We start from the raw sequence: 17,590 nt of genomic DNA, 5'->3' as shown, positions 1-17,590 counted from the left end.
AAAACATATAATAAAATATGAGACCAAAGATAGGTATTTCCACTGGAAAGTGGAAATTCTATGCATGTGACTCAGGTTCAGTTATATAGGATTTTTTACGTTCCTTTTGAATAGCCCGAAGATTAATCCTTAAGCATAGTTGTAACAACCTAACAATCAACTTGAAAATTTATGCTCGGAATTGCTGGCAATTGTTTTTAAACCAAAATATTCTCCTTACCTTTGCAACCCTGAAAGGAGGTGTAAACATATGATCATAGTCAACGTAAAAGAAAACGAATCTATCGAAAAAGCGCTAAAGCGTTTCAAAAAGAAGTTTGATAGAACTGGAGCTGTAAGAGAACTTAGAGCGAGACAACACTTTGTGAAACCTTCTGTAAAAAACAGAGAGCAGAGGATCAAAGCTGCTTATAAGCAAAGACTCCAAACTGAAGAAGCAAAATAATATCATTTTATTGTTTGCTATCTTTTTGAGATACACTCAATTGGCGCATCTACCGAAAGTGGATGCGCTTTTTTTATGCCTTTAACATTTCTTAGGCTTTTTACTTAGTAGTCCAAGGCGTTATACCCTAAATTAGTAAAAGCTTAAAAATTAGATATGAAAATTTTCATCATTATTTCCATAACATTTGCTATAACTTCATGCTCGCAAAAATCAAATGAAAATTCAGAAAAGCCTGATTATAGTGCATTTGCAGCTTCTCTAGACTCTATTATGGAACTAGACCAAGGTCTTCGGAAGCAAATAAATGAAGCCATGCAATCAAACAGTCCGCTTCCTAGTGACATTTTTACAGAAATGGACAAAATAGATTCATCAAATCAAGCTTGGGTAAAAGCCAAACTTGATAAATATGGCTGGCCAAAAAAAAGTGAAATAGGTGAAAAAGGGTCTCGATCAATTTTTTTAGTAATACAACATGCTGATTTGAATGAAATAGAAAAATATTTTCCTCAATTGCAAGAATTAGCCAATAACGATGAAGCAAGTAAAATTCATGCTGCTATGATGCAGGACAGAATGTTGATGTATCAAGGAAAAAAACAGATTTTTGGTACACAAGCCAGTAGCAAATTGCGTAATGACGGCTCTTGGGTAATTTGGCCAGTTGAAAAACCCGAGTCAATCAACGACAGGAGAAAAGAAGTAGGGTTTACGAATACAGTTGAAGAAAGTGCAGCATCCATGAATGCAATATACAATCCTGAAGAACCACTCATTAAAAACCAAAAATTTTAACTTCACATCCACCCCGACTAAGCGTAAATTGATTCTACGCTTTCCTATTCCTGGATTTTATAATTCCATTTTAAAATAATAGGGTCTTGGTAATTAAGATATCTCTACAAAATTTCTATCATTTTCCATCTAAAATGATTAACTTCAAAAACTAGATTACTTGCCAAATGATCGCTTCTTTTATCAATTATATAGCATTCGAAAAAAGAGCCAGTAAGCACACCATTTTGGCTTACGAAAAAGACTTGGAGCAATTTCAGGAGTTCTGTAAGTTATCATTTGAAAGAGAAGACATCAGCTTCTCCGAGCACCCTGAGATCCGAGCATGGATCATCGATCTTGTAGAGCAAGGGCTCAACCCCAGCTCAATCAATCGAAAAATAGCCACACTAAAGTCTTTTTACAAGTTTTTGCTTAGATCAAGTGAAATCACCAAAGATCCAACCTACAAAGTCAAAGCACTCAAAACAGGCAAAAGACTCCCTGAATTTGTCCAAGAGGAATCTATTGAAAAAATTCTTGAAGCCGAAGTATACACTACTGACTTTGAAGGGCAGCGAGATAAGATGGTGATGGAGTTTCTCTACCTCACAGGTGTACGACTCAGCGAACTACTATCTATCCAATGGAAGGATCTTGACCTCACAGAAGGGGTGGTCAAAATACTAGGGAAACGTAAAAAACAAAGAATAATTCCTTTGACAAACGTAATTACAAAAAATATTATTTCGTATAAAAAAGTATTTGAAGAAACATTTTCATTTGTAGACGAGAGTGACTACTTTATCGTTAGAAAAGATAGAAGCCCCGCTTACCCTATGATGATATACCGAATCGTAAGACACTATTTGGATCTTTTTGCACAGACTTCCAAGAGAAGTCCACACTTGTTGAGACATACGTTTGCTACTCATCTACTCAACAAAGGTGCTGACCTAAATGCGGTCAAGGACTTACTAGGGCACGCTAGCCTAGCTGCTACACAAGTGTACACGCACAATTCCATGGAAAAACTCAAGGCCGTGTTTGAACAAGCACATCCTAAAGCTTAATATAAGTTTAACTAAAACAAATACCATTATGAAACTTCAAATGCATTCCATCCATTTCGATGCTGATCGTAAACTTACAGATTTCATCCAAAGAAAAGCTGACAAGTTAGACACCTTCTATGATCGAATTATCGACGGTGAAGTTTTTATGAGATTAGATAAAAACGAAAAGAATGAAAATAAAATCATAGAGATCAAATTGAATGTACCAGGAAAGCAACTTTTTGCAAAACACCAGAGTGACTCCTTTGAAGCTGCGGCTGATGAAGCTGTAGAGGCACTCAGACGACAAATCAAGAAATTTAAAGAAAAAGTAGTATTAGCACACCAATAACCCAAACCACAACAAATCATCTAGACCCTCCATACTCGGAGGGTCTTTTTTTAGCTCATCAGCTTTGGAGATTATCGACTAGGGAGCTTCCTGTCAGAATAATTGATAACTTTGTGCTAAAATCATAGTAAATGGAAGCTTTTTTCAACAAAACAAAAAATCCGATACAGGAGGAAAATCAGACCATCAAGTATTTCACTGTAGGATTGATTGCTTTAGCTTATATCTTCGGATCATTTGTGCCTTTGTTCGAAACAGATCCTGCGCATCATGCAAATATTGCCTTGAGAATGTACCTTACGGGAGACTTTTGGTCTCTCTACGATATAGGCAAGCCTTATATGGACAAGCCTCATTTACTGTTTTGGACAGCAGCCATTTCGTTCAAGCTTTTCGGCGTCAATACATTAGCTTACAAACTACCCACGCTCCTCACTTCAATCCTGGGAACCTACGCTACATACAAACTTGGATCAGAGCTTTACAATAAAAAAGTAGGAGAAACAGCAGCACTACTTCTCGCTTCATCATTTGCTTTCACTTTAGCCAATAGCGATGTAAGAATGGATGGCATGCTCGCATCATTTATGATCTTCGCTTTTTGGCAAATGGTGATGTTTCAAGCATCAAAATCTTGGAAATCTCTTATCCTTACTGCACTAGGATTGGCTTTAGCATTTATGACCAAAGGGATGATAGGCCCTGCAGTACCTACAATTATATTCTTTTTTTATATTTTGGAGAAAAAAGATTGGAAAATCCTCGCATCTTATAAGCTTTGGTTGATCATACCAGCCTTTTTCATATTCATTTCGCCATCACTTTATGGTTACTATACACAGTTTGATTTACATCCAGAGCTAGAAATACGAGGCACTACTGGAAACTCAGGAGTATACTTCATCCTTTGGGGACAAAATTTTGAACGATTTGGAGGTGGCGAGTTTGGCTCAGACGGTGGTCAAGACCCATTCTTTTTCTTACATACTTCACTGTGGAGCCTTATTCCATGGTCTATTTTATTCTTCACTGCATTTATATATGTGATCAAAAGAGTAGCTTCGAGAGAAAAAGGCCTCATCTGGTCAATATGGGCTGGGATCACACTATTGATCACCATATATTCCATGTCAAGCTTCAAGCTACCTCATTATATCATCACTTTGATTCCTTTCATGGCTTTGATGACTGCTGACTTTCTTGACAGCATTAAGTTAAGTAATGTATGGAAGCGAGTAAACCTGGGACTGATTCTCTTGGTAGCTGTATTGGTTCTTATCCTTAACATATATTTCTTCCCAATGTCGATTCTATTTGGAATACTGGTGACAGTCATTGCAGGACTTAGCATTTGGTTGATCAAAAATGTGAGTAATCAAGAACAGCATTTTTTATTTAGCCTTGTTATCCTAGGAGCATTTATCAATATTCTTTTGCAAGGTAATTTCTATCCAAAAGTGCTCCAATATCAAGCAGGAGACAACTTGGCAAAAACGGCTAAGGAAGCAAAGATTCCAAATGAAAATGTATACTTCTATGGTGTACATAGTTTTGCATTTGACTATTACACAGCCTACCTGCACAAGCATATTGATGAAGATGAATTAGAGCAAAAACTTAACGAGCACAAAGTGCTTTATTTGTACACGATGGATCCAACAATAGACCAACTCTTACAGTCCGACAAATGGTCAAGTGAAATTATAGCACAATCAGTCAATTTTCACGTATCAAGACTCAAGGGGGAATTCATAAACCCAAAAACAAGAGAAAATGCTATTGATAATAGGTATCTTGTAAAGATCTCTGAATAGGTAACGTCTAGATCATCAAGATAGCTAAGTTTTTTAGTTTGTCTCAAAAAAGATAAAACCGTAATTTTGACGAAACACCAAATACATGACCAAACCATTAATCTCAGTAGTAATCACTGTCTACAACGAAGAGGAAAACATAAAACCATTGCTGGATGCAACCTATGAAGCGCTTCAGTATATCAATTATGAGGTAATCCTCATCGAGGATGGCGCTACGGATGGAACGGTAGCGGAAGTGAAAAAGTACGCTAATAACAGAACCAAGCTCATCATATTCAATAAAAACTACGGTCAGACCACAGCACTTGCAGCAGGTATCGACTTGGCGCAAGGCGAATATATAGCAACAATGGATGGAGACCTGCAAAATGACCCATCAGACATCCCTAGCATGCTTCAAAAAGCAATAGACGAAGATTGGGATGTCGTGGCAGGAAGAAGAGCAAACCGGCAAGACGGTTTTGTACTAAGGAAGTTCCCTAGTAAAATTGCTAACTACATCATCCGACACAGCACCAAGGTATATTTAAATGATTATGGATGTAGTCTTAGGGTCTACAAAGCGCAAATAGCACAAAACATGGGGCTCTACGGTGAGCTTCATAGGTTCATCCCTGTACTTGCTAAGCAAGAGGGAGCAAGCATGACAGAGGTAGATGTGAAGCACCACCCAAGAATTCACGGCACTTCCAAGTATGGACTAAGCAGAACATTCAAAGTAATGGCAGACTTGATCTTAATGCTATTTTTCCAGAAGTACTTCCAGCGACCTATACACATCTTTGGTACATTAGGATTGTTTTCATTCATGATAGGTGTGTTAATCAACTTCTATTTATTAGTAGAAAAACTCATGGGAGGAGATATCTGGGGCAGACCTATCCTGCTTCTTGGTTTTATTTTCCTGCTTGGCGGTATTCAATTGATCACTACTGGAATCATTGCTGAGATCATCATCAGAACTTATTTCGAGTCTCAAGACAAGAAAACTTACAAAATCAAATCCGTATATCAGGGTGAATAAAAAAACGCTCAAGCTTATTCTAAAGCTAACCCTTACCGGGTTAGCTGTTTTTTTGGTCTTTAGAAAAATTGACACCAATCAATTGATCGCAATGGTCAAATCCATGAATATAACTTGGGTCTTGGTAGCCATCATTTTTTTCGTGTTGAGTAAAATACTCACTGCATTAAGGCTAAACTTATTCTTCAAAAACATCGGTATTCATATCAGTGAACTGGAAAATTTCAAGCTTTACGCCATAGGCATGTTCTACAACCTGTTCCTACCAGGAGGTATTGGTGGAGATGGCTACAAAGTATACTTACTGAACAAACATTTCCAAACTCCAATCAAACCCTTGATACAAGCGTCCTTGCTAGACCGGCTAGGTGGATTGATTGCCATTCTTTTTTTATTGATTGGCTTATACTTTTTTATTGAAATAGACCTCAGTATACTATCTTCAATCCCCCTAGACTGGGTTGCGACAGCTTCTATTCTTGTATTGTATCCAATTTTCTACCTATCGAACAAACTTCTATTTGCCAAATTCATCAAATCTTTTACCCCAGCAAACATCTACTCCATCTTAGGACAAGTAGCTCAAATGATATCTGCTTACTTTATTTTACTTGCTTTGGGTGTAAATGAAAAATTCTTAGCCTATCAATTCGTCTTTTTACTCTCTTCCATTGTAGCAGTACTTCCCTTGACTATTGGGGGCGTAGGTGCTCGTGAACTCGTCTTCATCTATAGTCACGAGTACATTGGAATAGATAAAAATACAGCCGTTGCATTCAGTTTAATGTTCTTTTTGATCTCTGCAATCACTTCTCTTTCTGGAGCTTTTATAAAAACAAATATTGAAACAGAAGAAAATTAACGAATCTCCATTTAGAAGCAATAGAAGGGTTTTATAAAACATTTAAACATACTTCTCATTGATTTTTTTAAAATAATATTTAAACTTGAAAGGATGAAATTTAGAAGAATAGCTAGCGAATTAGAAGAATTACTTCAAGACTTCCATGCCTTATCCATCTTAGGACCAAGACAGGTAGGAAAAATTACGCTCTCTCAAGAGATTGCCATCAAGCTAGACAAAGAAGCCATCTACTAAGACCTGGAAAGCCCCAGCGACCGAACCAAGCTTGTAGAACCAGAGTAATATTTCGAGCTTCATCTGGGAAAGCTGATCATCCTAGACGAAATCCAGCAAGTACCTGAACTCTACCCTATCCTCCGGGGAGTAATTGACAAAAGAAGAAAAGTTGGATGTAGACATGGACAGTTCCTGATTTTAGGCTCTGCTTCACTAGAACTAATCAAACACTAGTAGGTTGAATTGCATACGAAGAACTCTTTGGATTCAATCTTACCGAAGTGAGTGGAGAAGAGAACGCCTTAGAAAAGCTATGGCTACGAGAAGGATTCCCAGACAGTTTTCTAGCAAGATCTAATCCTGCCAGCTTAAGATAGAGAAATAACTTCATTAGCACATATTTAGAAAGGGACATCCCACAAATCGCGTAATTTATCCCTGCCAATAGACTAAGACGATTGTGGACTATGCTAGCCCATCAGCAAGGGTGTCAAATCAACATGAGTCAACTTGGCGCTAGCATGGACTTAAGTTCCCCCACTATCAAAAGCTACATTGAGTTATTGGAAGATTTACTTTTGATCAGGAGTGTCAGACCATGGCACAGAAATGTAGGCAAGCGAAACGTAAAAAGTCCCAAAATCTACATTAGAGATTCAGGACTTGTTCACGCCCTTCTCAATATCGGTGACATGGACGATCTCCTTAACCATCCAATACTGGGTATGAGTTGGAAAGGATTTATCATCGAAAACATACTCTCCGAGCTACCCAAAGGTACCGAATACTGGTATTACAGGACATTTTCGGGAGCAGAAATAGACTTGTTCATTACATACAAGACCAAAGTAATCGCAATAGAAATCAAGAAAACACTCAGCCCGAAGATCTCTAAGGGATTTTTGATCTCTTGTGAAGATATCATGGCAACAGACAAGTATCTTGTATATGGAGGATCAGAAACTTATCCCATAGGAGGAGAGACATTGGCCGTATCTTTACAAGGCATACTAGCTATCAATGAGCTTTAAAACAAACAGAGCTCATTGATTTCCTTAAAAAATCAAGTTATACCCTATTCCCGCAAGCACTCCTATGATAATAATAACAGGAGAAGACAGTCTGGTAAAATTTAACAACAAATAGGTGCCAAAAATCGCCAAGACATTAAACAAATTAGCATCAAGTGGCTCAAACAACAAATAAGCCGCAGCGATCAACATACCACAGCTTACTGCATTGATTCCTTCAAGTGCAGCCCTGACAGGACGATACTTTTTCAGCTGATCCCAAAACTTGATCACAAAGAATATCAAAAATGTCCCAGGAAGGAAGATTCCCGCAGCCGCTATAAATCCCCCCGTCAGCAAGCCGACTACACCATACTCTCTCATGGAAAGTGCTCCAACATAAGAACTAATACTAAAAGTAGGCCCAGGCATTCCTTGAGATATTGCATATCCTGTCAAAAACTCTTGAGAACTCAAAAAACGCTTAAACTCCACAAATTCCGTATACAAATAAGGTACAAGAACTTGTCCACCACCAAAAATCAAACTTCCATTCCTATAAAAATTTTCAAACAACAGAACCGATTGATTCTTAGTCAAAGCACCCAATAAAGCTGCAAAAACCAAAATACCTGCCCACAAATAAAAATTCGACCATGAAATCCTAAGCTTCTTATCTCCTTTCTCTCTTGGATGATTCTTATAATTCAACGAAGTCACTAACCCACCCACAAATAACAGAATCGGAAAAACGTAAGGAGAGTGATAGAAAAATGAAATAAATGCAGCCAACATCATCAGCACTGTAGCTTCAGCCGTTTTGACCATCTTAAAGATCGTCTTTTGGGCAGCATAGATAATAAAACCTATCGCCATAGGCTGGATAAATTTAGCGAAACTAAGCGCACCAGGAGTACTTTCTTGTAAAAAATCAATTAAAAAAGCTGCTGCAATCATCAAAATGGTCGCAGGCAATATCCAAACAAGAAGAGATAAATAAGCTAAGGCCGGCCCTCCAATACGGTAGCCAATTGCCGAAATAGTTTGTGTAGAAGTAGGGCCTGGGAGGACTTGACAAAGCGCATTCAACTCCCACAACTCCGACTCTGTAATATAAGCCCGCTTTCTCACCATGAGATCTAATATCATGGCGAGAAATGCTTGCGGGCCTCCAAATGCCGTCACAGAAAGTAAAATTACATCCTTGAGATAAAGATAATATCTTACTTTCCTGACTGCCACCTTATTTTTTCAAACCTAATTCTCTCAAACGCTCATCTAAAAACTCACCAGCAGTTGCATCTTTGAACTGCTTTGGGTTTTCCTCATCAACACAACTATCTAAGCAAGTCAAATCCATCTCCGACCTTGGATGCATGAAGAACGGTATAGAGAACCTGCTGGAATTCATCAATTCACGAGGAGGATTCACTACCCTATGGATGGTTGATTTTAATTTCTTATTGGTCAAGCGCTCAAGCATATCACCCACATTCACCACCAACTGATCTGGAAGCGCTGTGATTGGAATCCATTTCCCATCTCTTCGAAGTACTTGCAATCCATCTGCACTCGCCCCCATAAGTAGCGTGATCAGATTGATATCACCATGCTCCGCAGCACGTACTGCATCCGCAGGTACTTGGTCTGGATTTTCTATTGGAAAATAATGAATCTGGCGAAGTATTGAGTTCCCATAAGCCACTTTATCTTCAAAATAATCCTCTGTCAATCCCAAGTATATAGCTATAGCCTTAAGCATATTCTTGCCAGCCGCCTCTAAAGTCTTGTAAGTTTCCAACGCAATCTCCTCAAATTCAGGTAACTCTTGAGGCCAAACATTCGCAGGATATTCTGACTTGATAGGGTCAGCATCTGGAATAGAAGAAAGTTCCTGCCCTACGTGATAGAATTCCTTCAAGTCCCCTGTATTCCTTCCTTTCGCATGCTCTTTACCTTTTCCAGTATATCCTCTTTGATATCCTATCTCTGGCTTTTCATACTTCACCTTTACTTCATCCGAGAGCGCAAAGAACCTTCTAATGATATCATACAGTTTTTCCTGCAATTCCTGACTCAAGCCATGGTTCTTGATAGCTACAAAACCAATGTTATTATAAGCCTGGCCTAACTTCTCAACAAATGCCGCTTTCTTCTCTGCATCGCCGGAGGTAAAATCCGCTAAATCCAACGATGGAATTTCATCATATAAAATCTCAGTCATAAGGGTATAATTTACGCTGAAAGGTACAGCTTTTTAAGCTAAAATTAAATATCTTTAAACTACAAGTCTAAACCTATGAGATACACAACCATCATCACTCTTCTTTTTAGCCTCATGATCACCTTTTCTTGTGACATAAAACGAGAAAAAAAAGAAGAAGTAAAAATCCCAAAAAGCCAGTCTGTTTCTTCAGAAAATGATTCCCCTGAAGTGAGCTTTTATTTCTATGAAGAAAAAAATGATTACCCCGATGCCATTTTAGAAATGTTCAGCCCATTGGGTAATCAAGTATTCAAGCCAGGTAAAGTTCCTTTTGAGTTTAACATTAAAAACTACCCTTTTGGAGATGGACTGAATGACTTTCAGCTTAAGCTTATACTCAACTCAAGCGATCCTATTGGATACAATATGCCCATTTTTCAAAGAGAACTCAACGAAGGTACCTATCGAGCAATCGCCTACCTTGTGGATGAAGAAGGACTTGCGCTAAAAGAATTCGGAAACTTTGTTGACAGAGATTTTAGAGTTGGCGACACCCGCCCATTTCCATTTTCTGCAGAACCCTACATAGCGGTCAATATTCCCAAAGATGGCCAGACATACAACACTGGCGAAGAAGTTACTATTGACTTCTTGCTTATGGGAGGCGATCTGAAACAGGACAAACTAAAAGTAATCATCTCAATCGATGATTTTCAGTATGATGTCAATGAAGTGACACCTGTTCGTATTTCTGACTTACCTAAAGGAGAGCATGCTATCAATGTCAAATTGGTGAAACAGGATGGCCAGGAATTAGATGGGCCTTTTTCTTCTATAAGAAAAAGAGTAGTAATCCAATAACATCAAAGCTTACTCCACCTTATTAAAAGCATGGTATTCGAATAACATCCTTATCTTTGCGAGCTATAAACAAACAGGAACCTTAGAAGCATTCATATGTTACTGGTAAATACTATAAGAGAGAAATTTGAAGATGCAGTTATTGGACTTCAGAAGAGAAATTTCCCTCAGGCCGAAGAGACTTTAAAGCAAGTATTGGAACTTGACAATAAAAGAAAAGAGGCGCAAAATGAACGAGACAATTTACAGGCAGAATCAAACAGCATTTCTAAAGAAATTGGAATGCTAATGAAATCTGGGAAAAAAGAAGAGGCAGAAAAAGCTAAAGCTAGGACAGGCGAAATCAAGGCACAAGTAAAAACCCTTGAGGAAGCTTACAATCAGATAGAAGAAGAGCTCAAGCATTTACTTTACTCAATACCAAACATTCCACACGATTCTGTTCCTGCTGGAAAATCAGCAGATGACAATATTGTCATGCTAGAAAATGGAAACATCCCAGTTCTAAATGATGACAAGCTTCCTCACTGGGAGCTGATCAAAAAGTATGACATCATAGATTTTGATCTTGGCGTGAAAATCACGGGAGCGGGCTTCCCTGTATACAAAGGCAAAGGTGCGAGGCTGCAACGTGCTCTGATTAATTTCTTTTTGGACGAAGCCGTCAAAAATGGATACTCCGAAGTTCAGCCACCAATCTTGGTCAATGAAGATTCTGGGTACGGAACTGGCCAGCTACCAGACAAAGAAGGTCAAATGTATGAAGCTACTGCCGACAAGTTGTTTTTGATTCCAACGGCAGAGGTTCCTATCACCAATCTTTTTAGAGATGTTATCTTGCAAGAACAAGATTTCCCAATCAAAAATGCCGGACACACCCCATGCTTTAGAAGAGAAGCTGGAAGTTGGGGGGCTCATGTGAGAGGATTGAATAGACTTCATCAATTTGATAAGGTGGAAATTGTTCAAATCTCCCATCCTGACAAGTCTTATGAAGCACTTGAAGATATGAGCATTTACGTTCAAAGTCTATTACAAAAGCTAGAACTACCATATCGTGTACTTAAGCTATGTGGTGGAGATATGGGATTCACATCAGCACTCACTTACGACATGGAAGTATATTCTGCTGCGCAGGAAAGGTGGCTTGAAGTGAGTTCAGTAAGCAACTTTGAGACTTATCAAGCGAATAGATTAAAACTACGCTACAAAAGTGAAGATAAGAAAACTAACTTAGCGCACACATTGAATGGGTCAGCATTAGCTTTACCAAGAATCGTAGCTGCCATATTGGAAAACAATCAAACCGCAGAAGGCATCAAGATGCCCAAAGTACTTGTACCTTATTTAGGATTTGATAAGATTTAATTTAAAAACAGAAAGCTAGAAAGTTAACTGCATACAAACTTTAGTTAATTTAAGTTGAAATTTTAAGGCCTAGAAGACATAAATCTTCTAGGCTTTTCTTTTATATACTTAATGATACCTGTTCAAAATCTCTCAACTTGATGGAAGTTCCCTAAAACCTATTAAAAATTTGTAAAAAAACTTTCATCAAGACATCAAACGAGTAAGAAATTTGAAATTAACAAAATATAAAAATTTTATTTTGTTGAAAAGCAGCAAATAACAATTCTTCACTCAATGAAAACGTTTCCGAACAAATTTTACATTATTACGAATTTGGCAACATTTATTAAAATCACTAAACAATTTCATAATTTTAGATTATTTTTATTGAAATATTTGCAATTAACATTCAAGCCTGCTAAGTTTGTAATGTTATCCCAAAATAGCTGGCCTCATAACAAACCATTCAGCTCCCGCTGAATCATGAGGTTAATCAAAATAGTAAATCTTTAAACATTCAAAACAACACTACTATGAGATTATTCACAGCGCTCACTCTTGCATTATGTTTAACATTTGCAGCACATGCAGAGAAAAAAGGAACAGAAGCTACTGTCAAGTTGAAGCAACTTGAAGACAGTAAGGTACAATTGATCTATGGATCTACACCAGAAGGACCATTATTGGTTAAAATCTACGACAGCAAGCATTCACTTGTTCACATGGACAGAATCAAAGCTAAGAAGGCATTTTCAAAAGCTTATGACTTCTCAAAACTAGCTCCTGGTAAATATCAAGTTGGAATCTACAACACCAATGGAGAGATAGACCATTTGGATCTAGAGCTTGAAGAAAAAAATGCTGAACCAGTAGTTTATTCAAAACTTGATGTAGAAGAAGGAAATAAGTACAAGTTACTTGTAAACTCATTGCTTCCTACTGATATGTCAGTTATGATTTACGAAAACAATGTTTTGGTTCACTCTGAAAAGTTACACAATACAAAAGGATTTAAGAAAACCTATGTATTTAGCAACGACCACTTCAGAAACAAGTCAAATGTAGAATTCTACATCCAGTCAGAAAATGGATTTTCAAAGCTGATTGCAGCTAAATAATAAAATCAGAGCTTCACCACAAGGTGAAAATTCAAACAACTCAAAAAAAGAGGCTTCCTATTCTTAGGAAGCCTTTTCTATTATTTGAAATACTTTAGATTGATCACTTCTTTTTCTGTAAGAAATCTATAATGCCCCCTTGTCAGGTCTTTTTTATCTAACCCAGCATACATTACCCTATCGAGCGCAATCACTTCATAGCCGAAATGCGCAAAAATTCTTCGTACGATACGATTTCTACCGATATGGATTTCCAAACCTAATATCGTCCTGTCCTTAGACAATACTTGCATATCATTTACTTTTACAGGACCATCCTCTAAATCGAAGCCTTCCATGATCACTTCTTCGTCTCCTTTGGTTAGTGGCTTATCCAAAGTTACCTGATAGATCTTCTTGATTTGATTTGATGGATGTGAAAGTTTTGCCGCTAGATCTCCATCATTAGTAAATAATAACAAGCCTGTAGTATTCCTATCCAATCTCCCTACTGGAAATATCCTTTCTTTGCATGCATTGGAAACCAATTGCATCACTGTCTTACGCTCCATAGGATCATCTGTCGTTGTGATGAAATCCTTCGGTTTGTTTAGCAATACATATACAGGTTTTTCAGGATTGATCCTTTTGCTTTTGTAAGTAACAGCATCACCTGGAGCAACTTTATATCCAAGCTCTGTTACAACTTCCCCATTAACTTTAATTTCACCATTCTGAATCAAATTATCCGCTTCTCTACGAGAACAGATCCCCGCATTCGAAATATACTTATTTAACCGAATAGCGTCTTCTTTTTTAGATTTGTTCAGCTTTTTTTCTAGGTTATCAAAATTATACTCCGGTCTTGGCTCTTTGGGAAGCTCAGCAGGCAAAACCTTGTTAAACTTCTTCTTTGAGCCTTGAGATGATTTGTCTGATTTTTTTATGGTCTCAAAGACAGGCCTTTCATCCTTACCTCTACCCTTATATACTGTCTTGAAGTCGCCATCTTTCGGTTGATCTTCACGTCTTCCTCTTAAGGACGAATCCTGCTTTCCTTTTGGTTTAAATTTACCAGAATCTGTTTTGGGAGTATACTTTTTCTTGGGGTGCCCCTCTAGACTAAACGCTCTTTTGTCCGAAGAGCTATCTGATTTTTTGGCGCTATCTTTTCGAGTAGACCACCTATTTTCTTGGCCTGCCCCTTTCTCTTGAGAGGTTGATCGGCTACCTTTACCCCCTCTTTCATTTCTAGGATTTGGTGAAGAGTCACCTCTACCTGCTTGTCTTTTTTGAGACGCACGCTGTGCATCCTGTTTTCTATTATTGTCTTTTTTCATGTCATTCAGCATCTCTGCTGTATTTGATTTTCAAAGCATAAGAAAAGCGAATTTTGGACCACCTTTTTTATGCGGGATGCAAATGTAAGGATTATTTTTGATAAAAAGCTTCTACTGCTGCCCTTACAGAACCATGTTTGAACAAGTAATCTTTTGCCTGAGCTTCTTGAAGATCAGTAGCTTCCATAATCATCTTTGTACCTCTCTTCACTAACTTCTCGTTGGAGAGCTGCATATCTACCATCTTGTTGCCCTTAACTTTCCCCAATTTGATCATCACCGTAGTTGAGATCATATTTAGCACTAACTTTTGGGCTGTCCCTGCTTTCATCCTCGTACTCCCAGTGATAAACTCTGGACCCACAACCACCTCTACAGGAAGCTTTACAGCAGAAGCCAATGGAGAGTCCAAATTGCAAGTAACACAACCTGTCAAAAGTCCTTTTTCACCAGCTATTCTTACTCCTCCCAAAACATATGGAGTAGTGCCAGATGCTGCTATTCCAATAACTGTATCATTTTCATTGAATCCAAATGATTGGATATCTACCCAGGCTTGACGTATATCATCCTCAGCATTTTCTACAGCTTTTCGAATGGCTTTATCTCCACCAGCGATGATCCCTATCACCAGATCATGAGGAACACCAAATGTAGGTGGGCACTCAGATGCATCCAAAATCCCTAACCTCCCACTAGTTCCTGCCCCAATGTAAAACAATCTCCCACCTTTTTTCATCCTAATCACTATCTCATCCACAAGACGCTCTATCTGAGGCAAAGCTTTTTCAACTGCTTGAGGGACCTTATGATCCTCTAGATTAATATTTTTTAAAATTGTCGTAGTATCCGCCAATTCCAAGTGATCATAGAGTGAATTGCTCTCTGTAGTGCTCATAGTTTGCTTTTATGGTATAATGTAAGACCTGCGATAGGGCCTTCTAAGATCATGCTTACATCAAGACCCAAGTCAGAGCCTGCTTGTCTCAGTATATCACTATTATAAAACGCTATAGAGCCTACAAAAAATATCTTTTGAGATTTATATTCATCGAATTTCATCACATACTTTTTGAAAAAATCCTGAAATGCTTCATAATATAACTTGTAGCAATAAGGATCAGCTTGATACTTTGTGATAAACCTGCAGAAACTCGCCATATATCTCCCAGGAAAAGCATGCTTATACACCCTATCGATGATTTCATCGTAGTTTAAATTCAACTCTTCAATAGCTAATTTTCTGATTTTTGAAGGGACTTCATTATGAATAAAGTCTTTTAAAAATTGTTTACCAACATACGACCCACCTCCTTCATCACCAAGAATAAATCCCGGCGCATGCATTGAAACAGAAATATCACGACCATCATAAAAGCAGCTGTTTGACCCTGTTCCCAATATCGAAACTATTCCTGGCTCATGGCCAGCGGTAGCCCTAGCCGCAGCAAGTAAATCATGATCCACTTCTATAGCTGCATTTGGAAACACTCCTGAAAGAGATAAATTTACTTGATGCTTCATCTTTTCACTTGAGCATCCTGCACCATAATAGTAAATCTTACTTACATCGGTAGCCATACCTGTCAGTTTCTCATCACTTTCAAGTACGGAGATCATCTCATGCTCTGTCTGATAAGTTGGGTTAAACCCCACTGTTCTATGCTGAGAAATATCACCAGATTTATTAATAATTCTCCAGTCAGTTTTGCTGGAACCACTATCTGCTATCAATATCATGCTTAAATAATTAAAATTCCAATAGTAGAGAACTTCCCAAATACTGCTTCAGTATGTGGGGCATCCTCAAGTTCATCTGTTAGGTCTTGACCAGCCCAATGCTCATAATGTTTCCCATTTCTCCATAGCCTTGATTCAGTCACATCATAAATATGCCCTTTGTAAGCCACCCAAATTTCTGGTTTATCCTGCCCATTTCTTAATGCAAGCTGCTGTTTGGTATAAGTTTTCATCATCAAAACAACTTTAGCTGGGCATTGATCCAGCGCTCTGGGATTTCACCAGACTGAGCCATTTGATAATCTTGATAGCTACAAGGAATGATTGTCGTACGATCAAATCGATCGTTGTCATTTTGAGGTATTTCCATCCACCATTTTTCACTGCGTTTGCTTTTGTAAAAAATGATCAAGGAAGGATTTGCATCTAATGAGACAGTATATTTAATATAATCATTACTCTTGAAACTCAGGCTATCCTTTCTATCATAAAACCCTTCTATAAAATACCAAATCATAGTCGCTATCACTGAAGCAGTCTTGTGCCTTGGATCATCATAATATGGCTGATAACCAAAGACTCCAAATGAACTCAATTTCTCATTCATCCCTGCAAATCTACATATTTGACATGCTTCGTCACCTGTCAGTCCAAAAGGCTGTCCATCTGCTGCCCCAGGTGCATCGCCTGTATGAATCGCTGACACATCAAAACTCAGTAAGTCCGCATTACGGATAAGAGGTTCAATCTCTTTAAAATTACTTCTCAAAGCCCCTAATCTAATGTGATCAAAATACAGCTTCTCCATCACGTTGATCAAGTCCTTGTCAACTAGAAAGCTTTGATAAGCCAAATGAGTATAGTTGAAAAGAAAGTTTGGTTGATGTAATATGATGTTTTGAATATGATTTTGACATGGCAATCCATCTTCATCCATATCGATCTTAGCATCAACTGTCACCATACTCACCAGCTTTTTCATGTTTTGATAAGCTAGGTATTGGCCATAATCCAAATCATGGGTGCCACCAATGAAAATTGGCAATATCTGGCGCTTTATCAAAAATTCACCTACTGCACTGATAATATTTATGGACTCTTCTAATGTCTCACCAGACTTCAAATCTCCAAGATCAACCACTTTGTACAGCCCTTCACCCTTTTTGAGATGATATAGCTTCTCTCTGATTTCTGCACTACCCTGTTCTAGTGTATTGGCATTTTTCATACCTCGCTTTTCTCTCAGTCCAATGATAGCAAGCTGCACACCTTTGATATCAGGAAAAACCTCACCATGATAATGTATAAAGTTGAAGAAAGAGTTATGGGCAAACTTTTGATTGATGATTTCTTCTGGAACTGGGTCAAAGAATGATTTGATATTCATAAGTATGTTTTGTACTCAAAGGTCTGAGAGGATATAGTTGTTGTGCAG

General features: G+C 38.0%; 21 protein-coding genes. 13 read left to right on the top strand and 8 right to left on the bottom strand.

The genetic code is table 11. From position 1 onward, the window contains the following. Positions 1 to 250: 250 nt before the first annotated feature. The 9 genes from rpsU (at position 251) to MM239_RS14670 (ending at position 6,785) form a co-directional block, all read left to right on the top strand. Positions 251 to 445 carry a 30S ribosomal protein S21 gene (gene rpsU, locus MM239_RS14710; protein ID WP_241295327.1) on the top strand — a complete coding sequence of 65 codons (195 nt, stop codon included), beginning with the start codon at positions 251 to 253 and terminating at the stop codon, positions 443 to 445. Between the two features lie 156 nt (positions 446 to 601). Beyond that, positions 602 to 1,243, top strand: a complete 642-nt coding sequence (locus tag MM239_RS14705; RefSeq protein WP_241349010.1) for a DUF6624 domain-containing protein — start codon at positions 602 to 604, stop codon at positions 1,241 to 1,243. A gap of 167 nt (positions 1,244 to 1,410) precedes the next feature. Continuing rightward, positions 1,411 to 2,295 (top strand): tyrosine-type recombinase/integrase, encoded by an 885-nt coding sequence (locus MM239_RS14700; protein WP_241349009.1) that lies wholly within the window; start codon positions 1,411 to 1,413, stop codon positions 2,293 to 2,295. Between the two features lie 28 nt (positions 2,296 to 2,323). Next, positions 2,324 to 2,629, top strand: a complete 306-nt coding sequence (gene hpf / locus MM239_RS14695) for a ribosome hibernation-promoting factor, HPF/YfiA family (protein ID WP_241349008.1) — start codon at positions 2,324 to 2,326, stop codon at positions 2,627 to 2,629. A gap of 131 nt (positions 2,630 to 2,760) precedes the next feature. Beyond that, positions 2,761 to 4,443 (top strand): ArnT family glycosyltransferase, encoded by a 1,683-nt coding sequence (locus MM239_RS14690; protein WP_241349007.1) that lies wholly within the window; start codon positions 2,761 to 2,763, stop codon positions 4,441 to 4,443. An 85-nt stretch (positions 4,444 to 4,528) separates the two neighbouring features. Further along, positions 4,529 to 5,470 carry a glycosyltransferase family 2 protein gene (locus MM239_RS14685; RefSeq protein WP_241349006.1) on the top strand — a complete coding sequence of 314 codons (942 nt, stop codon included), beginning with the start codon at positions 4,529 to 4,531 and terminating at the stop codon, positions 5,468 to 5,470. Next, complete coding sequence (locus MM239_RS14680) at positions 5,463 to 6,332, top strand: lysylphosphatidylglycerol synthase transmembrane domain-containing protein (protein WP_241349005.1); 870 nt, start codon at positions 5,463 to 5,465, stop codon at positions 6,330 to 6,332. Before MM239_RS14685 ends, MM239_RS14680 begins: the two co-directional genes overlap by 8 nt. 93 nt (positions 6,333 to 6,425) lie before the next feature. Then, positions 6,426 to 6,569 (top strand): hypothetical protein, encoded by a 144-nt coding sequence (locus MM239_RS14675; RefSeq protein WP_241349004.1) that lies wholly within the window; start codon positions 6,426 to 6,428, stop codon positions 6,567 to 6,569. Between the two features lie 63 nt (positions 6,570 to 6,632). Continuing rightward, positions 6,633 to 6,785: an AAA family ATPase gene (locus tag MM239_RS14670; RefSeq protein WP_317235641.1), complete on the top strand. Its 153-nt coding sequence runs from the start codon at positions 6,633 to 6,635 to the stop codon at positions 6,783 to 6,785. Here the strand turns inward: MM239_RS14670 and MM239_RS14665 are convergent. Continuing rightward, on the bottom strand, positions 6,775 to 6,942 hold the full coding sequence (locus MM239_RS14665; RefSeq protein WP_241349003.1) for a hypothetical protein: 168 nt from the start codon (positions 6,940 to 6,942) through the stop codon (positions 6,775 to 6,777). The two genes, MM239_RS14670 and MM239_RS14665, sit on opposite strands and share 11 nt — an antisense overlap. Before the next feature lie 109 nt (positions 6,943 to 7,051). Between MM239_RS14665 and MM239_RS14660 the strand changes: the two genes are divergently transcribed. Beyond that, positions 7,052 to 7,582 (top strand): DUF4143 domain-containing protein, encoded by a 531-nt coding sequence (locus MM239_RS14660; protein ID WP_241349002.1) that lies wholly within the window; start codon positions 7,052 to 7,054, stop codon positions 7,580 to 7,582. Positions 7,583 to 7,606: 24 nt separating this feature from the next. Here MM239_RS14660 and chrA read toward each other — a convergent pair whose 3' ends face one another. Next, positions 7,607 to 8,803: a chromate efflux transporter gene (gene chrA / locus MM239_RS14655; RefSeq protein ID WP_241349001.1), complete on the bottom strand. Its 1,197-nt coding sequence runs from the start codon at positions 8,801 to 8,803 to the stop codon at positions 7,607 to 7,609. A 1-nt stretch (position 8,804) separates the two neighbouring features. Next, positions 8,805 to 9,785, bottom strand: a complete 981-nt coding sequence (locus MM239_RS14650) for an isopenicillin N synthase family dioxygenase (protein ID WP_241349000.1) — start codon at positions 9,783 to 9,785, stop codon at positions 8,805 to 8,807. A gap of 75 nt (positions 9,786 to 9,860) precedes the next feature. On the opposite strand from MM239_RS14650, the gene MM239_RS14645 reads away from it, so the two are divergent. The 3 genes from MM239_RS14645 (at position 9,861) to MM239_RS14635 (ending at position 13,096) form a co-directional block, all read left to right on the top strand. Next, positions 9,861 to 10,628 (top strand): hypothetical protein, encoded by a 768-nt coding sequence (locus MM239_RS14645; RefSeq protein WP_241348999.1) that lies wholly within the window; start codon positions 9,861 to 9,863, stop codon positions 10,626 to 10,628. Positions 10,629 to 10,724: 96 nt separating this feature from the next. Continuing rightward, positions 10,725 to 11,996, top strand: coding sequence for a serine--tRNA ligase (gene serS, locus MM239_RS14640; protein WP_241348998.1), 1,272 nt, complete (start codon positions 10,725 to 10,727; stop codon positions 11,994 to 11,996). A gap of 515 nt (positions 11,997 to 12,511) precedes the next feature. Further along, the gene (locus MM239_RS14635; protein WP_241348997.1) at positions 12,512 to 13,096 is read left to right on the top strand and encodes a hypothetical protein; all 585 of its coding nucleotides are present in this window, start codon (positions 12,512 to 12,514) and stop codon (positions 13,094 to 13,096) included. 80 nt (positions 13,097 to 13,176) lie between these two features. Here MM239_RS14635 and MM239_RS14630 read toward each other — a convergent pair whose 3' ends face one another. From MM239_RS14630 to MM239_RS14610, 5 genes are all read right to left on the bottom strand, one after another. Further along, the gene (locus MM239_RS14630) at positions 13,177 to 14,415 is read right to left on the bottom strand and encodes a pseudouridine synthase (protein WP_241348996.1); all 1,239 of its coding nucleotides are present in this window, start codon (positions 14,413 to 14,415) and stop codon (positions 13,177 to 13,179) included. Positions 14,416 to 14,506: 91 nt separating this feature from the next. Continuing rightward, complete coding sequence (murQ, locus tag MM239_RS14625; RefSeq protein ID WP_241348995.1) at positions 14,507 to 15,313, bottom strand: N-acetylmuramic acid 6-phosphate etherase; 807 nt, start codon at positions 15,311 to 15,313, stop codon at positions 14,507 to 14,509. Then, positions 15,310 to 16,155, bottom strand: coding sequence for an N-acetylglucosamine kinase (locus tag MM239_RS14620; RefSeq protein ID WP_241348994.1), 846 nt, complete (start codon positions 16,153 to 16,155; stop codon positions 15,310 to 15,312). The genes murQ and MM239_RS14620 overlap by 4 nt, the downstream gene beginning before the upstream one ends. Positions 16,156 to 16,157: 2 nt before the next feature. After that, on the bottom strand, positions 16,158 to 16,388 hold the full coding sequence (locus MM239_RS14615) for a cytochrome b5 domain-containing protein (RefSeq protein ID WP_241349011.1): 231 nt from the start codon (positions 16,386 to 16,388) through the stop codon (positions 16,158 to 16,160). Positions 16,389 to 16,390: 2 nt separating this feature from the next. Continuing rightward, positions 16,391 to 17,542: a formimidoylglutamase gene (locus MM239_RS14610; protein WP_241348993.1), complete on the bottom strand. Its 1,152-nt coding sequence runs from the start codon at positions 17,540 to 17,542 to the stop codon at positions 16,391 to 16,393. Positions 17,543 to 17,590 lie beyond the last annotated feature (48 nt).

It is taken from the genome of Belliella filtrata (assembly GCF_022549775.1).
Lineage (GTDB): Bacteria > Bacteroidota > Bacteroidia > Cytophagales > Cyclobacteriaceae > Belliella > Belliella filtrata.
This window is presented reverse-complemented; position numbering and strand designations above follow the sequence as displayed.

Coding starts and splice junctions, on each gene's coding strand:
- MM239_RS14675 (WP_241349004.1), top strand. CDS start 6,426: ATGAAATTTAGAAGAATAGCTAGCGAATTAGAAGAATTACTTCAAGAC.
- MM239_RS14685 (WP_241349006.1), top strand. CDS start 4,529: ATGACCAAACCATTAATCTCAGTAGTAATCACTGTCTACAACGAAGAG.
- MM239_RS14630 (WP_241348996.1), bottom strand. CDS start 14,415: ATGAAAAAAGACAATAATAGAAAACAGGATGCACAGCGTGCGTCTCAA.
- MM239_RS14620 (WP_241348994.1), bottom strand. CDS start 16,155: ATGATATTGATAGCAGATAGTGGTTCCAGCAAAACTGACTGGAGAATT.
- MM239_RS14635 (WP_241348997.1), top strand. CDS start 12,512: ATGAGATTATTCACAGCGCTCACTCTTGCATTATGTTTAACATTTGCA.
- MM239_RS14690 (WP_241349007.1), top strand. CDS start 2,761: ATGGAAGCTTTTTTCAACAAAACAAAAAATCCGATACAGGAGGAAAAT.
- MM239_RS14610 (WP_241348993.1), bottom strand. CDS start 17,542: ATGAATATCAAATCATTCTTTGACCCAGTTCCAGAAGAAATCATCAAT.
- MM239_RS14660 (WP_241349002.1), top strand. CDS start 7,052: ATGAGTCAACTTGGCGCTAGCATGGACTTAAGTTCCCCCACTATCAAA.
- MM239_RS14650 (WP_241349000.1), bottom strand. CDS start 9,785: ATGACTGAGATTTTATATGATGAAATTCCATCGTTGGATTTAGCGGAT.
- MM239_RS14700 (WP_241349009.1), top strand. CDS start 1,411: ATGATCGCTTCTTTTATCAATTATATAGCATTCGAAAAAAGAGCCAGT.
- MM239_RS14615 (WP_241349011.1), bottom strand. CDS start 16,388: ATGAAAACTTATACCAAACAGCAGCTTGCATTAAGAAATGGGCAGGAT.
- rpsU (WP_241295327.1), top strand. CDS start 251: ATGATCATAGTCAACGTAAAAGAAAACGAATCTATCGAAAAAGCGCTA.
- murQ (WP_241348995.1), bottom strand. CDS start 15,313: ATGAGCACTACAGAGAGCAATTCACTCTATGATCACTTGGAATTGGCG.
- hpf (WP_241349008.1), top strand. CDS start 2,324: ATGAAACTTCAAATGCATTCCATCCATTTCGATGCTGATCGTAAACTT.
- MM239_RS14665 (WP_241349003.1), bottom strand. CDS start 6,942: ATGAAGTTATTTCTCTATCTTAAGCTGGCAGGATTAGATCTTGCTAGA.
- serS (WP_241348998.1), top strand. CDS start 10,725: ATGTTACTGGTAAATACTATAAGAGAGAAATTTGAAGATGCAGTTATT.
- MM239_RS14705 (WP_241349010.1), top strand. CDS start 602: ATGAAAATTTTCATCATTATTTCCATAACATTTGCTATAACTTCATGC.
- MM239_RS14645 (WP_241348999.1), top strand. CDS start 9,861: ATGAGATACACAACCATCATCACTCTTCTTTTTAGCCTCATGATCACC.